Annotated in this window: 15 protein-coding genes and 1 pseudogene; 14 read left to right on the top strand and 2 right to left on the bottom strand. The window is 58.5% G+C overall.

Annotated features, from left to right (window positions below):
• Window positions 1-70 precede the first annotated feature (70 nt).
• The 6 genes from ACLI4M_RS03125 (at window position 71) to maeB (ending at window position 7,694) form a co-directional block, all read left to right on the top strand.
• The gene (locus tag ACLI4M_RS03125; RefSeq protein ID WP_133623107.1) at window positions 71-1,345 is read left to right on the top strand and encodes an MFS transporter; all 1,275 of its coding nucleotides are present in this window, start codon (window positions 71-73) and stop codon (window positions 1,343-1,345) included.
• Window positions 1,342-2,088, top strand: coding sequence for an SDR family oxidoreductase (locus ACLI4M_RS03120; RefSeq protein ID WP_133623108.1), 747 nt, complete (start codon window positions 1,342-1,344; stop codon window positions 2,086-2,088). The genes ACLI4M_RS03125 and ACLI4M_RS03120 overlap by 4 nt, the downstream gene beginning before the upstream one ends.
• Before the next feature lie 34 nt (window positions 2,089-2,122).
• On the top strand, window positions 2,123-3,124 hold the full coding sequence (locus ACLI4M_RS03115) for a dihydroxyacetone kinase subunit DhaK (protein ID WP_048915248.1): 1,002 nt from the start codon (window positions 2,123-2,125) through the stop codon (window positions 3,122-3,124).
• 4 nt (window positions 3,125-3,128) lie between these two features.
• Entirely contained in the window at window positions 3,129-3,773 is a 645-nt protein-coding gene (dhaL, locus tag ACLI4M_RS03110) for a dihydroxyacetone kinase subunit DhaL (RefSeq protein WP_133623109.1), read from the top strand.
• Window positions 3,774-3,889: 116 nt separating this feature from the next.
• Entirely contained in the window at window positions 3,890-4,852 is a 963-nt protein-coding gene (locus ACLI4M_RS03105; protein WP_048915250.1) for a sugar-binding transcriptional regulator, read from the top strand.
• A gap of 562 nt (window positions 4,853-5,414) precedes the next feature.
• Complete coding sequence (maeB, locus tag ACLI4M_RS03100) at window positions 5,415-7,694, top strand: NADP-dependent oxaloacetate-decarboxylating malate dehydrogenase (protein ID WP_099753434.1); 2,280 nt, start codon at window positions 5,415-5,417, stop codon at window positions 7,692-7,694.
• 38 nt (window positions 7,695-7,732) lie between these two features.
• On the opposite strand, the gene hemF is transcribed toward maeB, so the two are convergent.
• Window positions 7,733-8,641 (bottom strand): oxygen-dependent coproporphyrinogen oxidase, encoded by a 909-nt coding sequence (gene hemF / locus ACLI4M_RS03095; RefSeq protein WP_133623110.1) that lies wholly within the window; start codon window positions 8,639-8,641, stop codon window positions 7,733-7,735.
• Window positions 8,642-8,688: 47 nt separating this feature from the next.
• On the bottom strand, window positions 8,689-9,567 hold the full coding sequence (gene amiA, locus ACLI4M_RS03090; protein ID WP_133623111.1) for an N-acetylmuramoyl-L-alanine amidase AmiA: 879 nt from the start codon (window positions 9,565-9,567) through the stop codon (window positions 8,689-8,691).
• Between the two features lie 207 nt (window positions 9,568-9,774).
• Here amiA and ACLI4M_RS03085 point away from each other — a divergent pair, with 207 nt between their 5' ends.
• The 8 genes and pseudogenes from ACLI4M_RS03085 to cysA all read left to right on the top strand — a co-directional run bounded on the left by ACLI4M_RS03085 (window position 9,775) and on the right by cysA (window position 16,607).
• The gene (locus tag ACLI4M_RS03085; RefSeq protein WP_048915254.1) at window positions 9,775-10,200 is read left to right on the top strand and encodes a GNAT family acetyltransferase; all 426 of its coding nucleotides are present in this window, start codon (window positions 9,775-9,777) and stop codon (window positions 10,198-10,200) included.
• A gap of 228 nt (window positions 10,201-10,428) precedes the next feature.
• A complete protein-coding gene (locus tag ACLI4M_RS03080; RefSeq protein ID WP_099753437.1) occupies window positions 10,429-10,875 on the top strand; it encodes a DUF2919 domain-containing protein in 447 nt (148 codons plus the stop codon).
• A 69-nt stretch (window positions 10,876-10,944) separates the two neighbouring features.
• A pseudogene (locus ACLI4M_RS03075) lies at window positions 10,945-11,569 on the top strand (RpoE-regulated lipoprotein).
• A gap of 116 nt (window positions 11,570-11,685) precedes the next feature.
• Entirely contained in the window at window positions 11,686-12,579 is an 894-nt protein-coding gene (locus tag ACLI4M_RS03070; RefSeq protein WP_133623112.1) for a Dyp-type peroxidase, read from the top strand.
• Between the two features lie 225 nt (window positions 12,580-12,804).
• A complete protein-coding gene (locus ACLI4M_RS03065) occupies window positions 12,805-13,818 on the top strand; it encodes a sulfate ABC transporter substrate-binding protein (protein WP_133623113.1) in 1,014 nt (337 codons plus the stop codon).
• A gap of 2 nt (window positions 13,819-13,820) precedes the next feature.
• On the top strand, window positions 13,821-14,654 hold the full coding sequence (gene cysT, locus ACLI4M_RS03060) for a sulfate/thiosulfate ABC transporter permease CysT (protein ID WP_048915259.1): 834 nt from the start codon (window positions 13,821-13,823) through the stop codon (window positions 14,652-14,654).
• Entirely contained in the window at window positions 14,654-15,529 is an 876-nt protein-coding gene (gene cysW / locus ACLI4M_RS03055; protein WP_048915260.1) for a sulfate/thiosulfate ABC transporter permease CysW, read from the top strand. Before cysT ends, cysW begins: the two co-directional genes overlap by 1 nt.
• Window positions 15,519-16,607 (top strand): sulfate/thiosulfate ABC transporter ATP-binding protein CysA, encoded by a 1,089-nt coding sequence (gene cysA, locus ACLI4M_RS03050; protein ID WP_133623114.1) that lies wholly within the window; start codon window positions 15,519-15,521, stop codon window positions 16,605-16,607. The genes cysW and cysA overlap by 11 nt, the downstream gene beginning before the upstream one ends.
• The last annotated feature ends 57 nt before the right edge of the window (window positions 16,608-16,664 follow it).

The following is a 16,664-nucleotide window of genomic DNA, read 5'->3' as shown; positions in this document are numbered from 1 at the left end:
CCAAATCTTACGGTGCGGTCGTCCCGCTTAATCCGGGCGCACTTCCTGACATTTTTTTCCAGGGGGTTGTATGTTGCAACGAATGATTGACCGCATTGGCCTGTCGCCGAAGCTGCTGTTGGGCTATGCCGGGGTACTGATCTTTATGATGGGTGAGGGGCTGGAGCAGGGCTGGCTGTCGCCTTATCTGATTGAGAATGGCATGACCGTTCAGCAGTCTGCGCTGCTGTTTAGCGTTTACGGTTTTGCCGCCGCGATTGCCGCGTGGTTCTCTGGCGTGCTGGCAGAGATCTTCACCGCCAGGCGGGTGATGCTGGCCGGGCTGGTGATGTTTATGATCGGCTCTGTGCTGTTCCTCACTTTCGGCCTACCCAGCCATCATCTGGCAACCATGATCCCGACTTACGCGTTGCGTGGCCTGGGTTATCCGCTGTTTGCCTACGGTTTTCTGGTGTGGGTCGCGTATGAGGCACCGAAAGAGCGCCTCGGCTCGGCGGTGGGCATCTTCTGGTTTGTCTACAGCGGCGGCCTGAGCGTGCTCGGGGTGCTTTACTCCAGCATTGCCTTGCCCTGGCTCGGGGAGATCCACACGCTGTGGAGTGCACTGATTTTTGTCATGCTCGGTGCGATGATCGCCCTGTTCCTCAACCGCGGCGGTGAGACGGTAGAGGAAAAACGCGAGAAACCGTCGCTGGCATATGTATTGAAGGGCATCACCATTGCCTTTGAAAATCCGAAGATTGGCCTTGGCGGTATCGTGCGCACTATCAATACCTCGGCGGCGTATGGCTTCGTGGTGTTTATGCCGACCTACATGATGGACCTGGGCTTTACCCGCACCGACTGGCTGCACATGTACGCCGCGCTGTGGGGCGTCAATATCATCTTCAACCTGCTGTTCGGCATTGTCAGTGACGGTTTAGGCTGGCGCAACGTGGTGATGTGGTTTGGCTGCATCGGCTGCGCGATGACGACCCTGTTGTTCTTCTATATGCCGCAGTGGGTTGGCCCCAACTACTGGGCTACCGTCACCATGGCCGGGCTGTTCGGCGCCTGCCTGGCGGCATTTGTGCCTTTGTCAGCCCTGATGCCCACCCTGGCACCTGAAAATAAAGGTGCCGCGATGTCGATTCTCAATCTGGGCGCAGGGCTGAGTACCTTTGTCGGCCCGGCGGTGGTCGGGCTGTTTATCGGTTCGCTCGGCGCTAGCGGAGTGATCTGGATTTACACCGGTCTCTATCTGGTGGCGGCGCTGCTGATGAAGTTCGTCACGCTGCCTGCGAGTTCATCGCACCCGATACCCTCGCCCTCCGGCCCGTTGATGAAACAAAAAGGAGCTTCATGATGAAACTGCCATTAGACGGCAAAGTTGCGCTAATAACCGGTGGGGCGGCAGGCATTGGTTATGCCATCGCCCAGGAATTTTTGCAGCAGGGAGCACGGGTCGCGCTACTGGACCGTGACGACCGTGTGGTACAGGTTGCCGCCGCGCTAAACGCTGAAAGCGCGCTGGGTATTGCGCTGGATGTGACTGAACGTACGGCGGTTAACGCGGCGGTGGCAGAGGTGATTAGCCACTTTGGCGCGCTGGATATTGCCGTCAACTGTGCCGGCGTGGCGCTGCTTGGGCCGGCAGAGGCACTCAGTGAAGCAGACTGGGACCGAACGCTGGATATCAATCTTAAAGGCACGTTTTTGGTGTGTCAGGCGGCGGGGCAGCATTTCCTGCGTCAGAACAGCGGCAACATTATCAATATGGCCTCGCAGGCAAGCCGGGTGGCGCTGCCGCAGCACATTGCCTACTGCGCCAGTAAGGCGGCGGTGGTGGGGTTAACCCAGGTGCTGGCGCTGGAGTGGGGACCGCACAATATCAACGTCAACGCCATCTCTCCGACCGTGGTGCTGACCGAGCTGGGCGCGAAAGCCTGGGCAGGAGAAGCCGGGGAAGCCCACAAAAAACAGATCCCGCTGCGGCGCTTTGCTGAGCCAGCGCACATTGCCGCTACCGCACTGTTCCTTGCCAGCCCCGGAGCGGCAATGATGAACGGCGCCAATGTGGTGGTCGACGGTGGTTTCACCATCTGCTGAGGTGCCACAGGCGCATCAATAATAAGGAGTGACAATGAATCGCATTATTAACGACCCCGATTATGTTGTAGAGGATGCCATCCAGGGCTATCTGAAAGCGCATCCAGCGGTGTATCAGGCGACTGAAAATCCGCGCGTACTGAAGCGCCCGCAGGCCCCCATCAAGGGGAAAGTCGGGGTAATCACCGGCGGAGGTTCCGGGCATGAACCCGCATTCCTCGGCTATATGGGCGAGAACATGCTCGATGCCGTGGCGATTGGCGAAGTCTTCTCCTCGCCAACCGCAGGTGCTTTCCTCGACGCGTGTAAAGCGGCGGACGGGGGGGCGGGTGTCGCCTGTCTGTACGGCAACTATGCGGGCGATAATATGAACGTCAAAATGGCGATCAAAAAAGCGACCGCTGCGGGCATTGAGGTAAAAACCGTGGTGGCGAACGATGATGTCGCCTCCGCTCCGGCCAGTGAAAAAGCACGACGTCGCGGCGTAGCGGGCGAAATTCTGATGTGGAAAGTCGGGGCGGCGGCGGCGGCTCTGGGATATGACCTCGATGGCGTGATCGGCGTAGCGCAAAAGGCGATCGATAACTGTCGTTCCATCGGCGTCGGTTTGAGTTCCTGCACGATCCCTGCAGTGGGTAAACCGAATTTCCATATTGAGCCGGGCACTATGGAGATTGGCATCGGCCATCACGGTGAACCTGGGATCGAAGTGGTTCCGACTCAGAGCGCACGTGAGATCGCGGCCACCATGCTGAACTTTGTGCTGGAGGAGCCTGTAAGCGGCCCACACCCGGAGGTGGTGGTGCTGGCGTCCGGTCTTGGGGCCACGCCGGTAATGGAGCTCTACATCTACTACGCCGAAGTGGAGAGGCTGCTGACGGAAAAAGGCATTCGGGTCCACCGGGCGCTAGTCGGTAACTACTTTACCTCGCTGGAGATGATGGGCGTGACGCTAACGGTGATGACGCTGGACGATGAACTGAAGAAACTGGTGGACCTGCCAACGCAGGCGCCGGGTTTAACCCACATGGAGTGAGATCATGACACAATTTTCGACGCAGCACGGCGACATCCTCGTGAACGATCTGGTTAGCGTTATTCGGCAAAATCGTGATTACCTGAGCGAGATTGACGGGGCTATCGGCGATGGCGATCACGGCATCAATATGGCTAAGGGATTCACTCAGTGTGGGGAGAAACTCTCGCCACAGCATTCGCTGGCGCAGGCGTTCGACAAGCTTTCAGATGCGCTGATGGAGGGGATCGGCGGATCGATGGGGCCGTTATACGGTAGCCTGTTTATGGGAATGGCCGACAGCATCCGCGACAAGTCCGCGCTGAGCGCCCCCGAGTTTGCCGCCATGCTGCGGGCTGGGCTTAGCGAGCTGCAGGATATCAGTGAGGCGGGCGTTGGCGACAAATGCCTGATGGATACGCTGATCCCGGCGGTGGAAGCGGCAGAGGCGACGGCAGCAAGCGGTTATCCTGCCATGTTAGCCGCGCTGACGCAGGCGGCGGTTAAAGGGCGAGACTCAACCAAAGATCTGGTGGCGAAAATTGGCCGCGCCAGCCGTCTTGGTGAACGCTCTCGCGGCGTGCTGGATGCTGGCGCAGTCTCCTGCTGTCTGCTGTTGACGCAGATGGCAGATTGCGTCGAGCGCGCGTTAAGTACGGAAACAGCCTGATTTGACGAGAGAGAAATCCGCCCGGTCAAAGTAAAAAATGGTGTAAATTGTTGCCTGAGGCGCGGTGAATTCTTCCGCGCCAGCACCTCAAACCGACAAGAGAGACGACTGCCCGGATGGAAAAAAACACGCTATCTCAGGACACTGAACTGCTGACGGAAATTGCCGTTGCATATTATCAGGATGAAATTACCCAGGAAGAGATTGCGCGTAAATTTGGTATCTCCCGCATTAAAGTGGGGCGCCTGCTCAAGCGGGCGAAAGAAGAGGGCATCGTTGAGATTAACGTGCGCTATCACCCGGTGTTCAGTACCCGGCTGGAGCAGCAGCTGCTGGAGCGCTTCCCGCTGCAGCGGGCGCTAATTGCCCTTGACCATCAGGATGAAGAAGAGCAGCGCCGTCAGGTGGCAGCGCTGGTGGCGATGCATCTGTCGCAGTCGCTAAAAGACAACGCGGTGGTGGCGGTCGGGCAGGGGCGCAATATCGCGGCGGTGGCGGACCACCCTGGCAGCGTTCCCACCCGCAGCTGCCACTTTATCAGCGGCATTGGCGGCACCCACCGTCCCGGTGATGCCATCAACGCCGACCATATTAGCCGCCGCCTGGCGAAAAAATTTGGCGGGATCAGCGAAACGCTTTACGCCCCGGCCTATGTGGAAAACCGGGCGTTGAAAGCGGCTTTTATGCAGAACGGCACCATTAAAGAGACGCTGGACCGCGCCCGTAAGGCGGATGTGGCACTGGTCGGTATCGGCGATATGAACGAAAATAGCTATATGGTAAAGCTCGGCTGGTTCACCCCGCATGAGATCATTGATGCCAGCCTTAATCAGGGCGTGATCGGTGACATTGCAGGTTATGACTTCTTCAACGCGCACGGTCAGCATGTGGATACGGTAATGAACGATCGGGTGATTGGCCTGAGCATTGATGAACTGCGTAAAATTCCCTGCGTGATTGCCATCGCCTCCGAAAACACCAAAGCGATGGCGATTCTCGGTGCATTGCGCACTGGCGCGATCGATATCATTGCCACTTCCGCACAGAATATCCGTACGTTATTGAATATGACCAAATAATGTTTCGCGGGCTGAGCGAAAAAGAGGGTCAGCCCCTGATGTATCCCCACAAAAATTGATTTGAATAATGTTGCGGGATGACAGGTGCCCGGTTTCAGGAGGGAGGGCTGCTTTCCGCACCGGCATGAATACATCCCTGTAGCCTGGCTCACGGCCATCCCTGGCCGTGGGCCTGCTGCAATCAGCCCTCCCTCCTTGCACCCAAAGCCGCAGCGTCGCGGTTTAAAACTTACAGCGAGCACGATGCGAGTGGGGGATGAGCTTGGCCTGAGGTAAGCCGGACGTCACGCGGCAGGGATGCCGCGTGCCGAGGCCCGCAGGGAGCGTCTTTTGCCGTTCCGGCGTGCTCAGGCTGAGCTCAGACCGGTTTGCGGACGTTTAGCGATGGAGGTTATTTCTGGGGATACCTCAGGGGTCACCCCCTACTGTAGGGGGCGATCCTCTATTTCGATCGGCCCTTATCATGCGATTGCCAATTCTATGCACTCCCTCAAGTTTTTCCCCCGTCCGCCCCTTCTATACTGGGATGTTTGTACCCTCAGAAAAGAAAAGGATCCTGCTAATGGACGATCAGTTAAAACAGAGTGCGCTCGATTTTCATCAGTTCCCGGTCCCGGGAAAAATTCAGGTTTCCCCGACTAAGCCGCTCGCCACCCAGCGCGATCTGGCGCTGGCCTACTCTCCTGGCGTGGCTGCGCCTTGCCTGGAGATTGCCGCCGATCCGCTGGCGGCGGATAAATACACCGCCCGTGCCAACCTGGTGGCGGTGATCTCCAACGGTACGGCAGTGCTCGGGCTGGGCAATATCGGCGCGCTGGCGAGTAAGCCGGTGATGGAGGGGAAGGGCGTACTGTTTAAGAAATTCGCCGGGATCGACGTGTTTGATATCGAAGTGGACGAGCTGGATCCCGACAGGCTGATCGACGTGGTGGCGGCGCTGGAGCCGACTTTTGGCGGTATTAATCTGGAGGATATCAAAGCGCCAGAGTGCTTCTACATCGAAAAGAAACTGCGCGAGCGCATGAATATCCCGGTGTTCCACGACGATCAGCACGGCACGGCGATCATCTGTACCGCCGCGGTGCTTAACGGCCTGCGCGTGGTGAAGAAAAACATCTCCGACGTGCGGCTGGTGGTCTCCGGCGCCGGCGCATCTGCCATTGCCTGCCTTAACCTGCTGGTGGCGCTGGGTATGCAGAAGCACAACATCGTGGTGTGCGATTCAAAAGGGGTGATCTACCAGGGCCGTGACGCCAACATGGAACAGACCAAGGCAGCCTATGCGGTAGCCGACAGCGGCAAGCGCAGCCTGCTCGAGGTGATTGCCGATGCCGATATCTTCCTCGGCTGCTCCGGGCCAAAAGTGATGACTCAGGAGATGGTAAAACGGATGGCGCGTGACCCGCTGATCCTCGCGCTGGCCAACCCGGAGCCGGAGATCCTGCCGCCGCTGGCGAAAGAGGTGCGCCCGGATGCCATTATCTGCACCGGCCGCTCGGACTTCCCCAACCAGGTGAATAACGTGCTGTGCTTCCCGTTTATCTTCCGCGGGGCGCTCGACGTGGGCGCGACGGCAATTAACGAGGAGATGAAGCTGGCGGCGGTGCACGCTATTGCCGAACTGGCGCTGGCGGAGCAGAGCGACGTGGTTGCCTCGGCCTACGGCGATCAGGAGCTGTCGTTTGGCCCGGAGTACCTGATCCCCAAACCGTTTGATCCGCGTCTGATTGTGCAGATCGCCCCGGCGGTAGCGAAAGCGGCGATGGAGTCCGGCGTGGCGCGCAGGCCGATTGCCGACTTCGATGCCTATCGCGAAAAGCTGATGGAGTTCGTCTACAAAACCAACCTGTTTATGAAACCGGTGTTCTCGCAGGCGCGTAAGGATCCGAAGCGGGTGGTGCTGGCCGAAGGGGAGGAGGCGCGCGTGCTGCACGCCACGCAGGAGCTGGTGACGCTCGGCCTGGCAAAACCGATCCTGATTGGTCGCCCAAGCGTGATCGAGATGCGCTTGCAGAAGCTGGGGCTGAAAATTGAGGCGGGCAAAGACTTCGAGGTGGTGAACAACGAATCCGATCCGCGCTTCAAAGAGTACTGGAACGAGTATTACCAGATCATGAAGCGACGCGGCGTTTCACCGCAGCAGGCGCAGCGGGCGGTGATTGGTAATCCGACGCTGATTGGCGCGATTATGGTTCATCGCGGTGAAGCCGACGCGCTGATCTGCGGCACCGTCGGCGACTACAAGCAGCATTACGACATTGTGGAGAAGCTGTTTGGCTTCCGTGCGGATGTGAAAGTCGCCGGAGCGATGAATGCGCTGGAGCTGCCGAGCGGCAATACTTTTATTGCCGATACCTACGTCAACGAAAACCCGACCCCGGAACAGCTGGCCGAGCTGACGCTGATGGCGGCAGAAACCGTGCGCCGCTTCGGCATTGAGCCTAAAGTCGCCCTGCTGTCGCACTCCAGCTTTGGCGCTTCCGATGCGCCCGCCGCCCGCAAGATGCGTGACACGCTGGCGCTGGTGAAGGCGCGTGCGCCAGATCTGGAAATCGACGGGGAGATGCACGGCGACGCCGCGCTGGTGGAGAGTATTCGCCAGGATCTGATGCCGGACAGCCCGCTAAAAGGCTCGGCCAACATTCTGATTATGCCGAACGTAGAGGCAGCGCGTATCAGCTACAACCTGCTGCGCGTCTCCTGCTCCGACGGCGTGACGGTTGGCCCGGTACTGATGGGGATTGCCAAACCGGTCCACGTGCTGACGCCGATCTCTTCGGTGCGGCGCATCGTCAATATGGTGGCGCTGGCGGTGGTGGAGGCGCAAACCGCACCGCTCTGATCCTCAAAAAGGCCGGGTGTGATGCCCGGCCACTTCATTTAGATCCACTCGCGGGGAACGATAAAATCGCTGTACAGCGCGGCTTCCGGCGTGCCCGGCTGCGGCTGATAGTCATATTCCCAGCGCACCAGCGGCGGCATCGACATCAGGATCGATTCCGTGCGGCCCCCGGTTTGCAGGCCAAACAGCGTGCCGCGATCCCATACCAGGTTAAACTCGACGTAGCGCCCGCGGCGATAGAGCTGGAAATCGCGCTCGCGTTCGCCCCACGGCATCGCCTTGCGGCGCTCGACAATCGGCAGATAGGCGTCGCTAAAGCCATTGCCTACCGCCTGCATAAAGCCGAAGCTCTGGTCGAAATCCGGGGTGTTCAGGTCGTCAAAGAACAGCCCGCCAATGCCGCGCTGCTCGTTGCGGTGCTTGAGATGGAAATAGTCATCGCACCACTTTTTATAGCGTGGATAGAGATCGTCGCCGAATGGCTGACACAGGTCGGCAGCGGTCTGATGCCAGTGCACCGCATCTTCTTCGAAGCCGTAATAAGGGGTCAGATCGAAACCGCCACCAAACCACCACACCGGGTCGGCGCCCGGCTTCTCGGCAATAAAGAAGCGCACGTTGGCGTGGCTGGTCGGGATATAGGGATTTTCCGGATGGATCACCAGCGATACGCCCATCGCCTCGAAGCTGCGTCCCGCCAGCTCCGGGCGGTGAGCGGTAGCGGAAGCCGGCATTGCATCACCGTGGACGTGAGAAAAATTAACGCCAGCCTGCTCGAACACCCGACCCTGGCGCAGTACGCGACTGCGCCCGCCACCGCCACCTGGGCGATCCCAGCTGTCTTCAGCAAACTCAGCCCCGCCATCGGCGGCAGCCAGTTTGCGACAAATTTCATCCTGCAGGTGGAGTAAAAATTGCTTAACCTGGGCGATATCCGGAGTGTTCATCAGCAAATCCTGTGGCAAAAAGACGCGCGGATTATACGCCATTTGGCTCAGCCTGTGCGCCTGGTCGCATCATACTCGTCAAAAAAGCTGACGATGCCGTCGGCGATCGCCCCGGCAATTTTCTGGCGAAACGCGGTGGTGCCGAGCAGGCGCTCCTCGTCAGGGTTGGTGATAAATGAGGTTTCCACCAGCACTGACGGGATGGAGGGCGACTTCAGCACCGCAAACGCCGCCTGCTCGGTGTGCTGGCTGTGCAGATGGTGTACCGGGCGGATCTGGCTCAGCACATGCTTGCCGAGGGTCAGGCTATTTTTAATGGTATCGGTCTGCACCAGGTCGAACAGCACCTGCTGCAGATAGTGATCTTTCGCCGCCACTTTGACGCCGCCGACGTCATCTGCCGCGTTTTCACGCTCGGAGAGGTAGCGTGCCATGGTACTGCTGGCGCCACGATTTGAGAGGGCGAAGACCGAGGCGCCGTTAGCGCTCGGGCTGGTAAACCCGTCGGCGTGCACCGACATAAACAGGTCAGCACCGTGCTGATGGGCGATCTCCACGCGCTCGCCGAGCGGAATAAAGCGATCGGTTTCGCGCGTCAGGCGCACTTCAATACGCGGATGGTCACCCAGCAGGTGACGAATATGGTTGGCGATCTCCAGCACCACGTGCTTCTCCTCCGAGCCTTCGTGACCGACCGCGCCGGAGTCAATCCCGCCGTGGCCGGGGTCAATCATCACGATACGTTTAGCGTTTTTCGCGCGCGGCGGCGGTGGAGAAACCGGCCTCGGCAGAACTGAACTGCCCCGCAGCGTGGCCTCTTCTTGTTTTGCGCGGGCCGGTCTGTTCGCCAGCAGCGCCAGCGCCAGGCCGGAGAGCAGAAGCTGACGGCGGCTGGTGAGCGGCGTCAGCTGAGAAATCTTTTTCATAAGAAGATCCTGAAGCATTAAGTGCTTAGTGTTATATCGTAACAATGCGTCGACAGCGAGGGGGGAACTATTTCAGGTTTTTACCAGTTATTTCAGCAGACTAATTGCACAACAGCCGTTTTTTTTCTTTCAGGTGCGTTAACAGACTTGCACCTGCAGAAGAAAGCGTGATAATCAGCAAATTAGCCTTAACATCAGGTATATCCCATGGAAATCCGCGCATTCCGACAAGATGATTTTGAAGAAGTGATCACCCTTTGGGAGCGTTGCGATTTGTTACGTCCGTGGAATGACCCGGAAATGGATATCGAGCGTAAGCTCAATCACGACCCGGACCTGTTCCTGGTGGCGGTGGTGGGGGGCGAGATCGTTGGCACGCTGATGGGCGGCTACGACGGACATCGCGGCTCTGCCTATTATCTCGGCGTGCATCCTGATTATCAGGGCCGTGGCTTTGCCAACGCGCTGATTAATCGCCTGGAGAAAAAACTGATTGCGCGCGGCTGCCCAAAAATCAATGTGATGGTGCGCGAAGAGAACGATGCGGTAGCGGGCTTTTACGAAAAGCTGGATTATGAAACTCAGGACAGCCTGCTGCTTGGCAAGCGTCTGATTGAAGACCGCGAGTATTAAATCCCTCGTCATCCTTGACGCCGTGGCGGCGTTAGCGGCAAGCCTTCACCCGAATCACTTACTTATGTAAGCTCATCGGGATTATGAGCTTCATTGATGAAGCTCACCCTGCGGGCCAGCGCAGGCGCTGTTCAACTCGCTCATTGAGCGAGTTGTCACGCTTTTGCTGCCTTGCCACAACGCCAATGATTTTGAGGAATACGGTGCCTGATTTGTTAAGTAATTAATGTGAATTATTCCCCTGATGATTACGACGCCAAAGGCCAGCTGCGACTGCCGCTGAGCTTTTGGGCAATCTTACTGCTGCAGGCCCGCACCTGGGTGATGTTTGTTATGGCCGGTGCGTCGCGCCAGCAGGGCACGCAGCTGCTGGAGCTATTCTACCCGGATACTCACTCGTTTTGGCTTGGCCTGGGTTTTGGCATTCCAGCCGCCATTGGCCTGCTGCTGACCGGTTATCGTCAGCGCCTGCCGCGCCTGTGGCAGGCCTGGCGCTGGGTGCTGATTATCACGCTGGCGGTGACGATGCTGGCGCCGCTGCTGATGCAGTGGCAGGAAGAGGATCCGCTCTCCGAACTGCTGCTGATGGTGACGCTGCTGGATGGTCTTGCGCTGCTGGCGCTGCTGTTCTCCCCACGGCTGCGCGACTGCTTCGACCCGGCAAAAAATCATTAAATAAAACTTTTTTGCCTGCCGGTACTCCAAGCAGGTAATTAAGGACCCCGTTTATTCACTGGAGTTGTCATGAAAACTTTTCGCCCGGCGCTGTTAATCGCCACCATCATGCTGGCTGGCTGCGCCGGTTCCTCTTCTTCGCAGCCGCAAAGCGCCTCGTCATCCACCTGGTGGAATCCGATTTCCTGGTCGTGGTCCAGCCTGTCCCCCACGCACTGGTTTAGTTCTTCGCTGCAGGTGAGCGAGCAGGGCGTGGGTAAAGTCAATGGCAGCACCGCCATGCAGCAGGAGGCGATAGAGGATGGCCTGAGCGGCAACTATCAGCTGCGCCAGGGGATGCGCACCGCCAACGGCAATATCGTGCACTTCTGGCAGGCGCTGGACAGCGACAAACAGGTCAAGATGGTGCTGACGGGGCAGACGACCGTTAACCAGATTGAGGTCAGCGACAGCGATGTGGCCACTGAGAGCGGCGTTAAGATCGGCACGCCATTCAGCGATCTCTACAGCAAAGCGTTTGGCGCCTGCCAGCAGACCAGCGCAGGCGACAGCGCCAGCGTGGAGTGTAAGGCGCCGGGCAGCCAGCACATCAGCTACCAGTTCAGCGGCGAATGGCACGGGCCGGAAGGATTGATGCCGTTCTGACGATGCGCTGAAAAGCTGGAAGCTGAGCAAAATTATCTGGCGCCGCTAACGCCTGGCGACAAAGACCCCAGTAATACTGCGTATAAATAGTCTCCTGGCGGTACGATTTAAGGTATGATACGGCGCAAAATCGAGCAGAAATAACCTGAACGCCAGGAGAGCAGTATGTCCCATTTCCAGAGCGGCATTTTGTTAGAGCATCGCCGTTTTGCTATTTACCTTGAAGCCATGGTGGCGGGCGATATTGCCGTTCTGCGCCGCGCCGTGACGAACTTCTTACAGCAGTTAGCAGCACTGCAGCAGCAGTACCCGGATGCCGGCCTCGGTGCCGTGATGGCTTTTGGCAACGGCCTGTGGAGCGACCTCAATCCGTCACAGGTCAGCGAGCTGAAAGATTTCCTGCCGCTGGGCAAGGGCATGGCCCCCGCCACCCAGCGCGACCTGCTGATCCATATTCAGTCGCTGCGTCACGATGTTAACTTTAGCCTTGCCCAGGCTGCGCTCGCGGCCTTTGGTGACACCCTGCGCATTGCCGAAGAGACGCACGGCTTCCGCTGGACGGAAGACCGCGATCTGAGCGGCTTTGTTGACGGCACTGAAAACCCTCAGGGTGAAAAGCGCCAGCAGGTGGCGATTATTGCCGCGGGCGATAATGCGGGTGGTAGCTACGTGTTCAGCCAACGCTGGCAGCACAATCTGAAAATGTTTAACCGCCTGACGGTGGATAAGCAGCAGCAGATCATGGGCCGTACCAAAGTCAGTAATGAAGAGCTGGAAGGGGATGCCCGCCCGGTGACCTCACACGTGGCGCGCGTTGACCTTAAGGAGAACGGGGCAGGGCTGAAGATCCTGCGTCAGAGCCTGCCGTACGGCACGGCCAGCGGCACCAACGGGCTGTTTTTCCTCGCCTACTGCCATACGCTGCATAACATTGAGCAGCAGCTGCTGAGCATGTTCGGCGAAACCGACGGCAAGTTCGATGCGATGCTGCGCTTCACCAAGCCGGTCAGCGGCAGCTACTTCTATGCACCGTCGCTGGAGCAGCTAGCGGCGTTGTAATGTCAGTTAGCCACGCGTAGGGTCCAGGCATGCCTGGACCGGGCGGGTCATGACCCGCCCCGACCTTCATTTCCCATCCCCTGCATAACCAATTCCATACCCTTATAGCGTTTTCTACTTGCAAAGCACCAAACGGTATATAAAACCGCTACAGCTTTCACCCGGGTTATAAATAAACTGAACGCTCTTATGGCCTGGCTGGCGGGCAATCTTTCAGGGTGCAATATGACGTTACCGACGGTTAAAAAATTAGTGAGCGCTACCGCACTTTCTATACTGCTGGCAACAGGCGCGCAGGCCACAGAACTTCTCAACAGTTCGTATGATGTGTCACGCGAGCTGTTTACCGCCCTGAATGCACCGTTTGAGCAGCAGTGGGCGCAGCAGCATCCGGGCGACACCCTGACCATAAAACAGTCCCATGCCGGTTCCTCCAAGCAGGCGCTGGCAATCCTGCAGGGGCTAAAGGCGGACGTGGTGACCTACAATCAGACCACGGACGTGCAGATCCTGCATGACAAAGGCAACCTGATCCCGGCCGACTGGAAGCAGCGCCTGCCGAATAACAGCTCGCCGTTTTACTCCACCATGGCCTTCCTGGTGCGTAAAGGTAACCCGAAGAACATCCACGACTGGAACGACCTGGTGCGTGACGATGTGAAGCTGATTTTCCCGAATCCGAAAACCTCCGGTAATGCGCGCTATACCTACCTGGCCGCGTGGGGGGCTTTCGATCGGTCCGATGGCCAGGATAAAGCCAAAACCGAAAAGTCGATGACCCAGTTTCTGAAAAACGTCGAAGTGTTTGATACCGGCGGACGCGGGGCCACCACCACCTTTGTGGAGCGCGGGCTGGGCGATGTGCTGATCAGCTTTGAGTCGGAGGTGAACACCATCCGCAACCAGTACGCGAAAGACGGTTATGAAGTGATCGTACCGAAAACCAATATTCTGGCGGAGTTCCCGGTGGCGTGGATCGATAAAAATGTCGAACACAACAAAACCGAAGACGCGGCCAAAGCCTATCTCAACTATCTCTACACGCCGAAGGCACAGCAGATAATGACCCAGTTTTACTACCGGGTGAATAATCCGCAGCTGATGGCCGAACAGAAAGATCGCTTCCCGCAGACCAACCTGTTTAAGGTTGAGGAGTCTTTCGGAAGCTGGGATCACGTGATGAAAACCCATTTCGTCAGCGGTGGCGAGCTGGATAAGCTGTTAGCGGCGGGGCGTTAAAGATGTTTGCAACCAGTAGTAAGCGCGTACTGCCCGGGTTTGGCATCAGCCTTGGCAGCAGCCTGTTTTTCACCTGTCTGATCCTGCTGCTGCCGATCAGCGCGCTGCTGATGCAGCTGTCGCAGATGACGCTGGCGCAGTACTGGGAAGTGATCACCAACCCGCAGGTGGTTGCAGCGTATGAAGTGACCCTGCTGGCTGCCGGTGTGGCATCCCTCTTCAACGCGCTGTTTGGCATGCTGATGGCATGGATCCTGACGCGCTACCGCTTCCCGGGCCGCGCCATGCTTGATGGCCTGATGGACCTGCCGTTTGCGCTGCCAACCGCGGTAGCGGGTTTGACGCTGGCCGGGCTGTTCTCGGTCAACGGCTGGTACGGTCAGTGGCTGGCGCAGTTCGATATTAAAGTCTCTTACACCTGGCTCGGTATTGCCGTGGCGATGGCGTTTACCAGTATCCCGTTTGTGGTGCGTACCGTGCAGCCGGTGCTGGAAGAGTTAGGACCAGAGTATGAAGAAGCGGCTGAAACCTTAGGCGCGACGCCGTGGCAGAGCTTCCGCCGCGTGGTGCTGCCGGAAGTTGGCCCGGCGCTGCTGGCCGGAACCGCGCTGTCGTTCACCCGCAGCCTCGGCGAGTTTGGCGCAGTGATCTTCATCGCCGGGAATATCGCGTGGAAAACCGAAGTGACCTCGCTGATGATTTTTGTGCGCCTTCAGGAGTTCGATTATCCGGCAGCCAGCGCGATTGCCTCGGTTATCCTCGCCGCCTCGCTGCTGCTGCTGTTTGCGATTAACACCCTGCAGAGCCGCTTTGGCCGTCGTATTGGAGGCCACTAATGGCAGACGTTACCGATTTTAAAGGGGCAGATCGTACCCGCTTTCAGTGGGGTAAGTGGATCCTGATTGGCCTGGGGATGCTGATCTCCCTGCTGCTGCTGGTGGTGCCTTTAGTGGCAATTTTCACTACCGCATTTTCTGAGGGGCTGATGGCCACGCTGAGCAATCTTGGCGATGCCGATATGCTGCACTCGATCTGGCTGACCGTGCTGATTGCGCTGATCGCGGTGCCGGTCAACCTGGTGTTCGGAACCCTGCTGGCCTGGCTGGTGACGCGTTTTAGCTTCCCCGGTCGCCAGCTGCTGCTGACGCTGTTTGATATTCCTTTCGCCGTGTCGCCGGTGGTGGCAGGGCTGATGTATCTGCTGTTCTGGGGCGTGAACGGCCCGGCAGGCGGCTGGCTGGATGCCCATAACATCCAGCTGATGTTCTCCTGGCAGGGCATGGCCATGGTCACCATATTTGTCACCTGTCCGTTTGTGGTGCGCGAACTGGTGCCGGTGATGCTGAGCCAGGGCTCGCACGAAGATGAAGCGGCGGTGCTGCTGGGCGCCTCCGGCTGGAAAATGTTCTGGCGCGTGACGCTGCCCAATATCCGCTGGGCGCTGCTTTATGGCGTGGTGTTAACCAACGCCCGTGCGATTGGTGAGTTTGGTGCGGTCTCGGTGGTATCGGGATCGATTCGCGGCGAGACCTACACGCTGCCATTACAGGTTGAATTACTGCATCAGGACTACAACAGCGTGGGCGCATTTACCGCCGCGGGCTTGTTGACTCTGATGGCGATAGTGACGCTGTTTCTGAAAAGTGCGGTGCAGTGGCGGTTAGAGAGCCAGCAGAAGCGCTTGCAACGGGAGGGGAACCATGAGCATTGAGATCGGTAACATCAATAAATCCTTCGGCAAGACGAAAGTCCTGAACGATATTTCCCTGGATATCCCTTCCGGGCAAATGGTGGCGCTGCTGGGGCCGTCTGGCTCCGGCAAAACCACGCTGCTGCGTATTATCGCCGGGCTGGAAAACCAGAACAGCGGGCGCCTGAGCTTCCACGGGAAGGATGTCAGCCGCGTGCATGCCCGCGATCGCCAGGTCGGCTTTGTGTTCCAGCACTACGCGCTGTTCCGCCATATGACGGTGTTCGACAATATCGCCTTTGGCCTGTCGGTGCTGCCACGCCGCGAACGCCCGTCAGCAGCAGAAATTAAGCAGAAGGTCACCCGCCTGCTGGAGATGGTGCAGCTGGGGCATCTTGCCAGCCGCTATCCGGCACAGCTGTCAGGCGGGCAGAAGCAGCGTGTGGCGCTGGCGCGTGCGCTGGCCGTTGAGCCACAGATCCTGCTGCTGGATGAGCCATTTGGCGCGCTGGATGCGCAGGTGCGCAAAGAGCTGCGCCGCTGGCTGCGTCAGCTGCATGAAGAACTCAAGTTCACCAGCGTCTTCGTGACCCATGACCAGGAAGAAGCGATGGAAGTCGCCGACCGCGTGGTGGTGATGAGCCAGGGCAACATTGAGCAGGTGGGCACGCCGGACGACGTCTGGCGCGATCCGGCCACCCGTTTTGTGCTGGAGTTCCTCGGTGAAGTGAACCGCTTCGACGGCGAAGTGCACGGCTCCCAGTTCCATGTTGGTGCCCATCACTGGCCGCTGGGCTACGCGCCGGCGCATCAGGGAGCGGTTGAGCTGTTCCTGCGCCCGTGGGAGATTAACGTCAGCCGTCAGAGCAGCCTGGAAACGCCGCTGCCGGTGCAGATTCTTGAAGTCAGTCCGCGTGGGCATTACTGGCAGCTGGTGGTTCAGCCCGCAGAGTGGAGCGGTGAGCCGATTACCGTGGTCATGGAAGGGGACCAGGTTGCACCGATCCGCGGTGAGCGCCTGTTCGTCGGCCTGCAGCACGCGCGCCTGTATCACGGCGATACGCCGTTACGCCCTGTTGCCTTTGCGCAGAGCGCCTGATATTTTTTGTGCTGACATCTTTTGGAGAGAGGCTGGGTAATTCCGGCCTCTCTCATT

The organism is Erwinia sp. LJJL01 (assembly GCF_047300805.2).
In the GTDB taxonomy this organism is placed as follows: Bacteria; Pseudomonadota; Gammaproteobacteria; order Enterobacterales; family Enterobacteriaceae; genus Erwinia; species Erwinia aphidicola.
The sequence above is the reverse complement of the archived record's forward strand: the minus strand, read 5'-3'. Positions and strand labels throughout refer to the sequence as shown.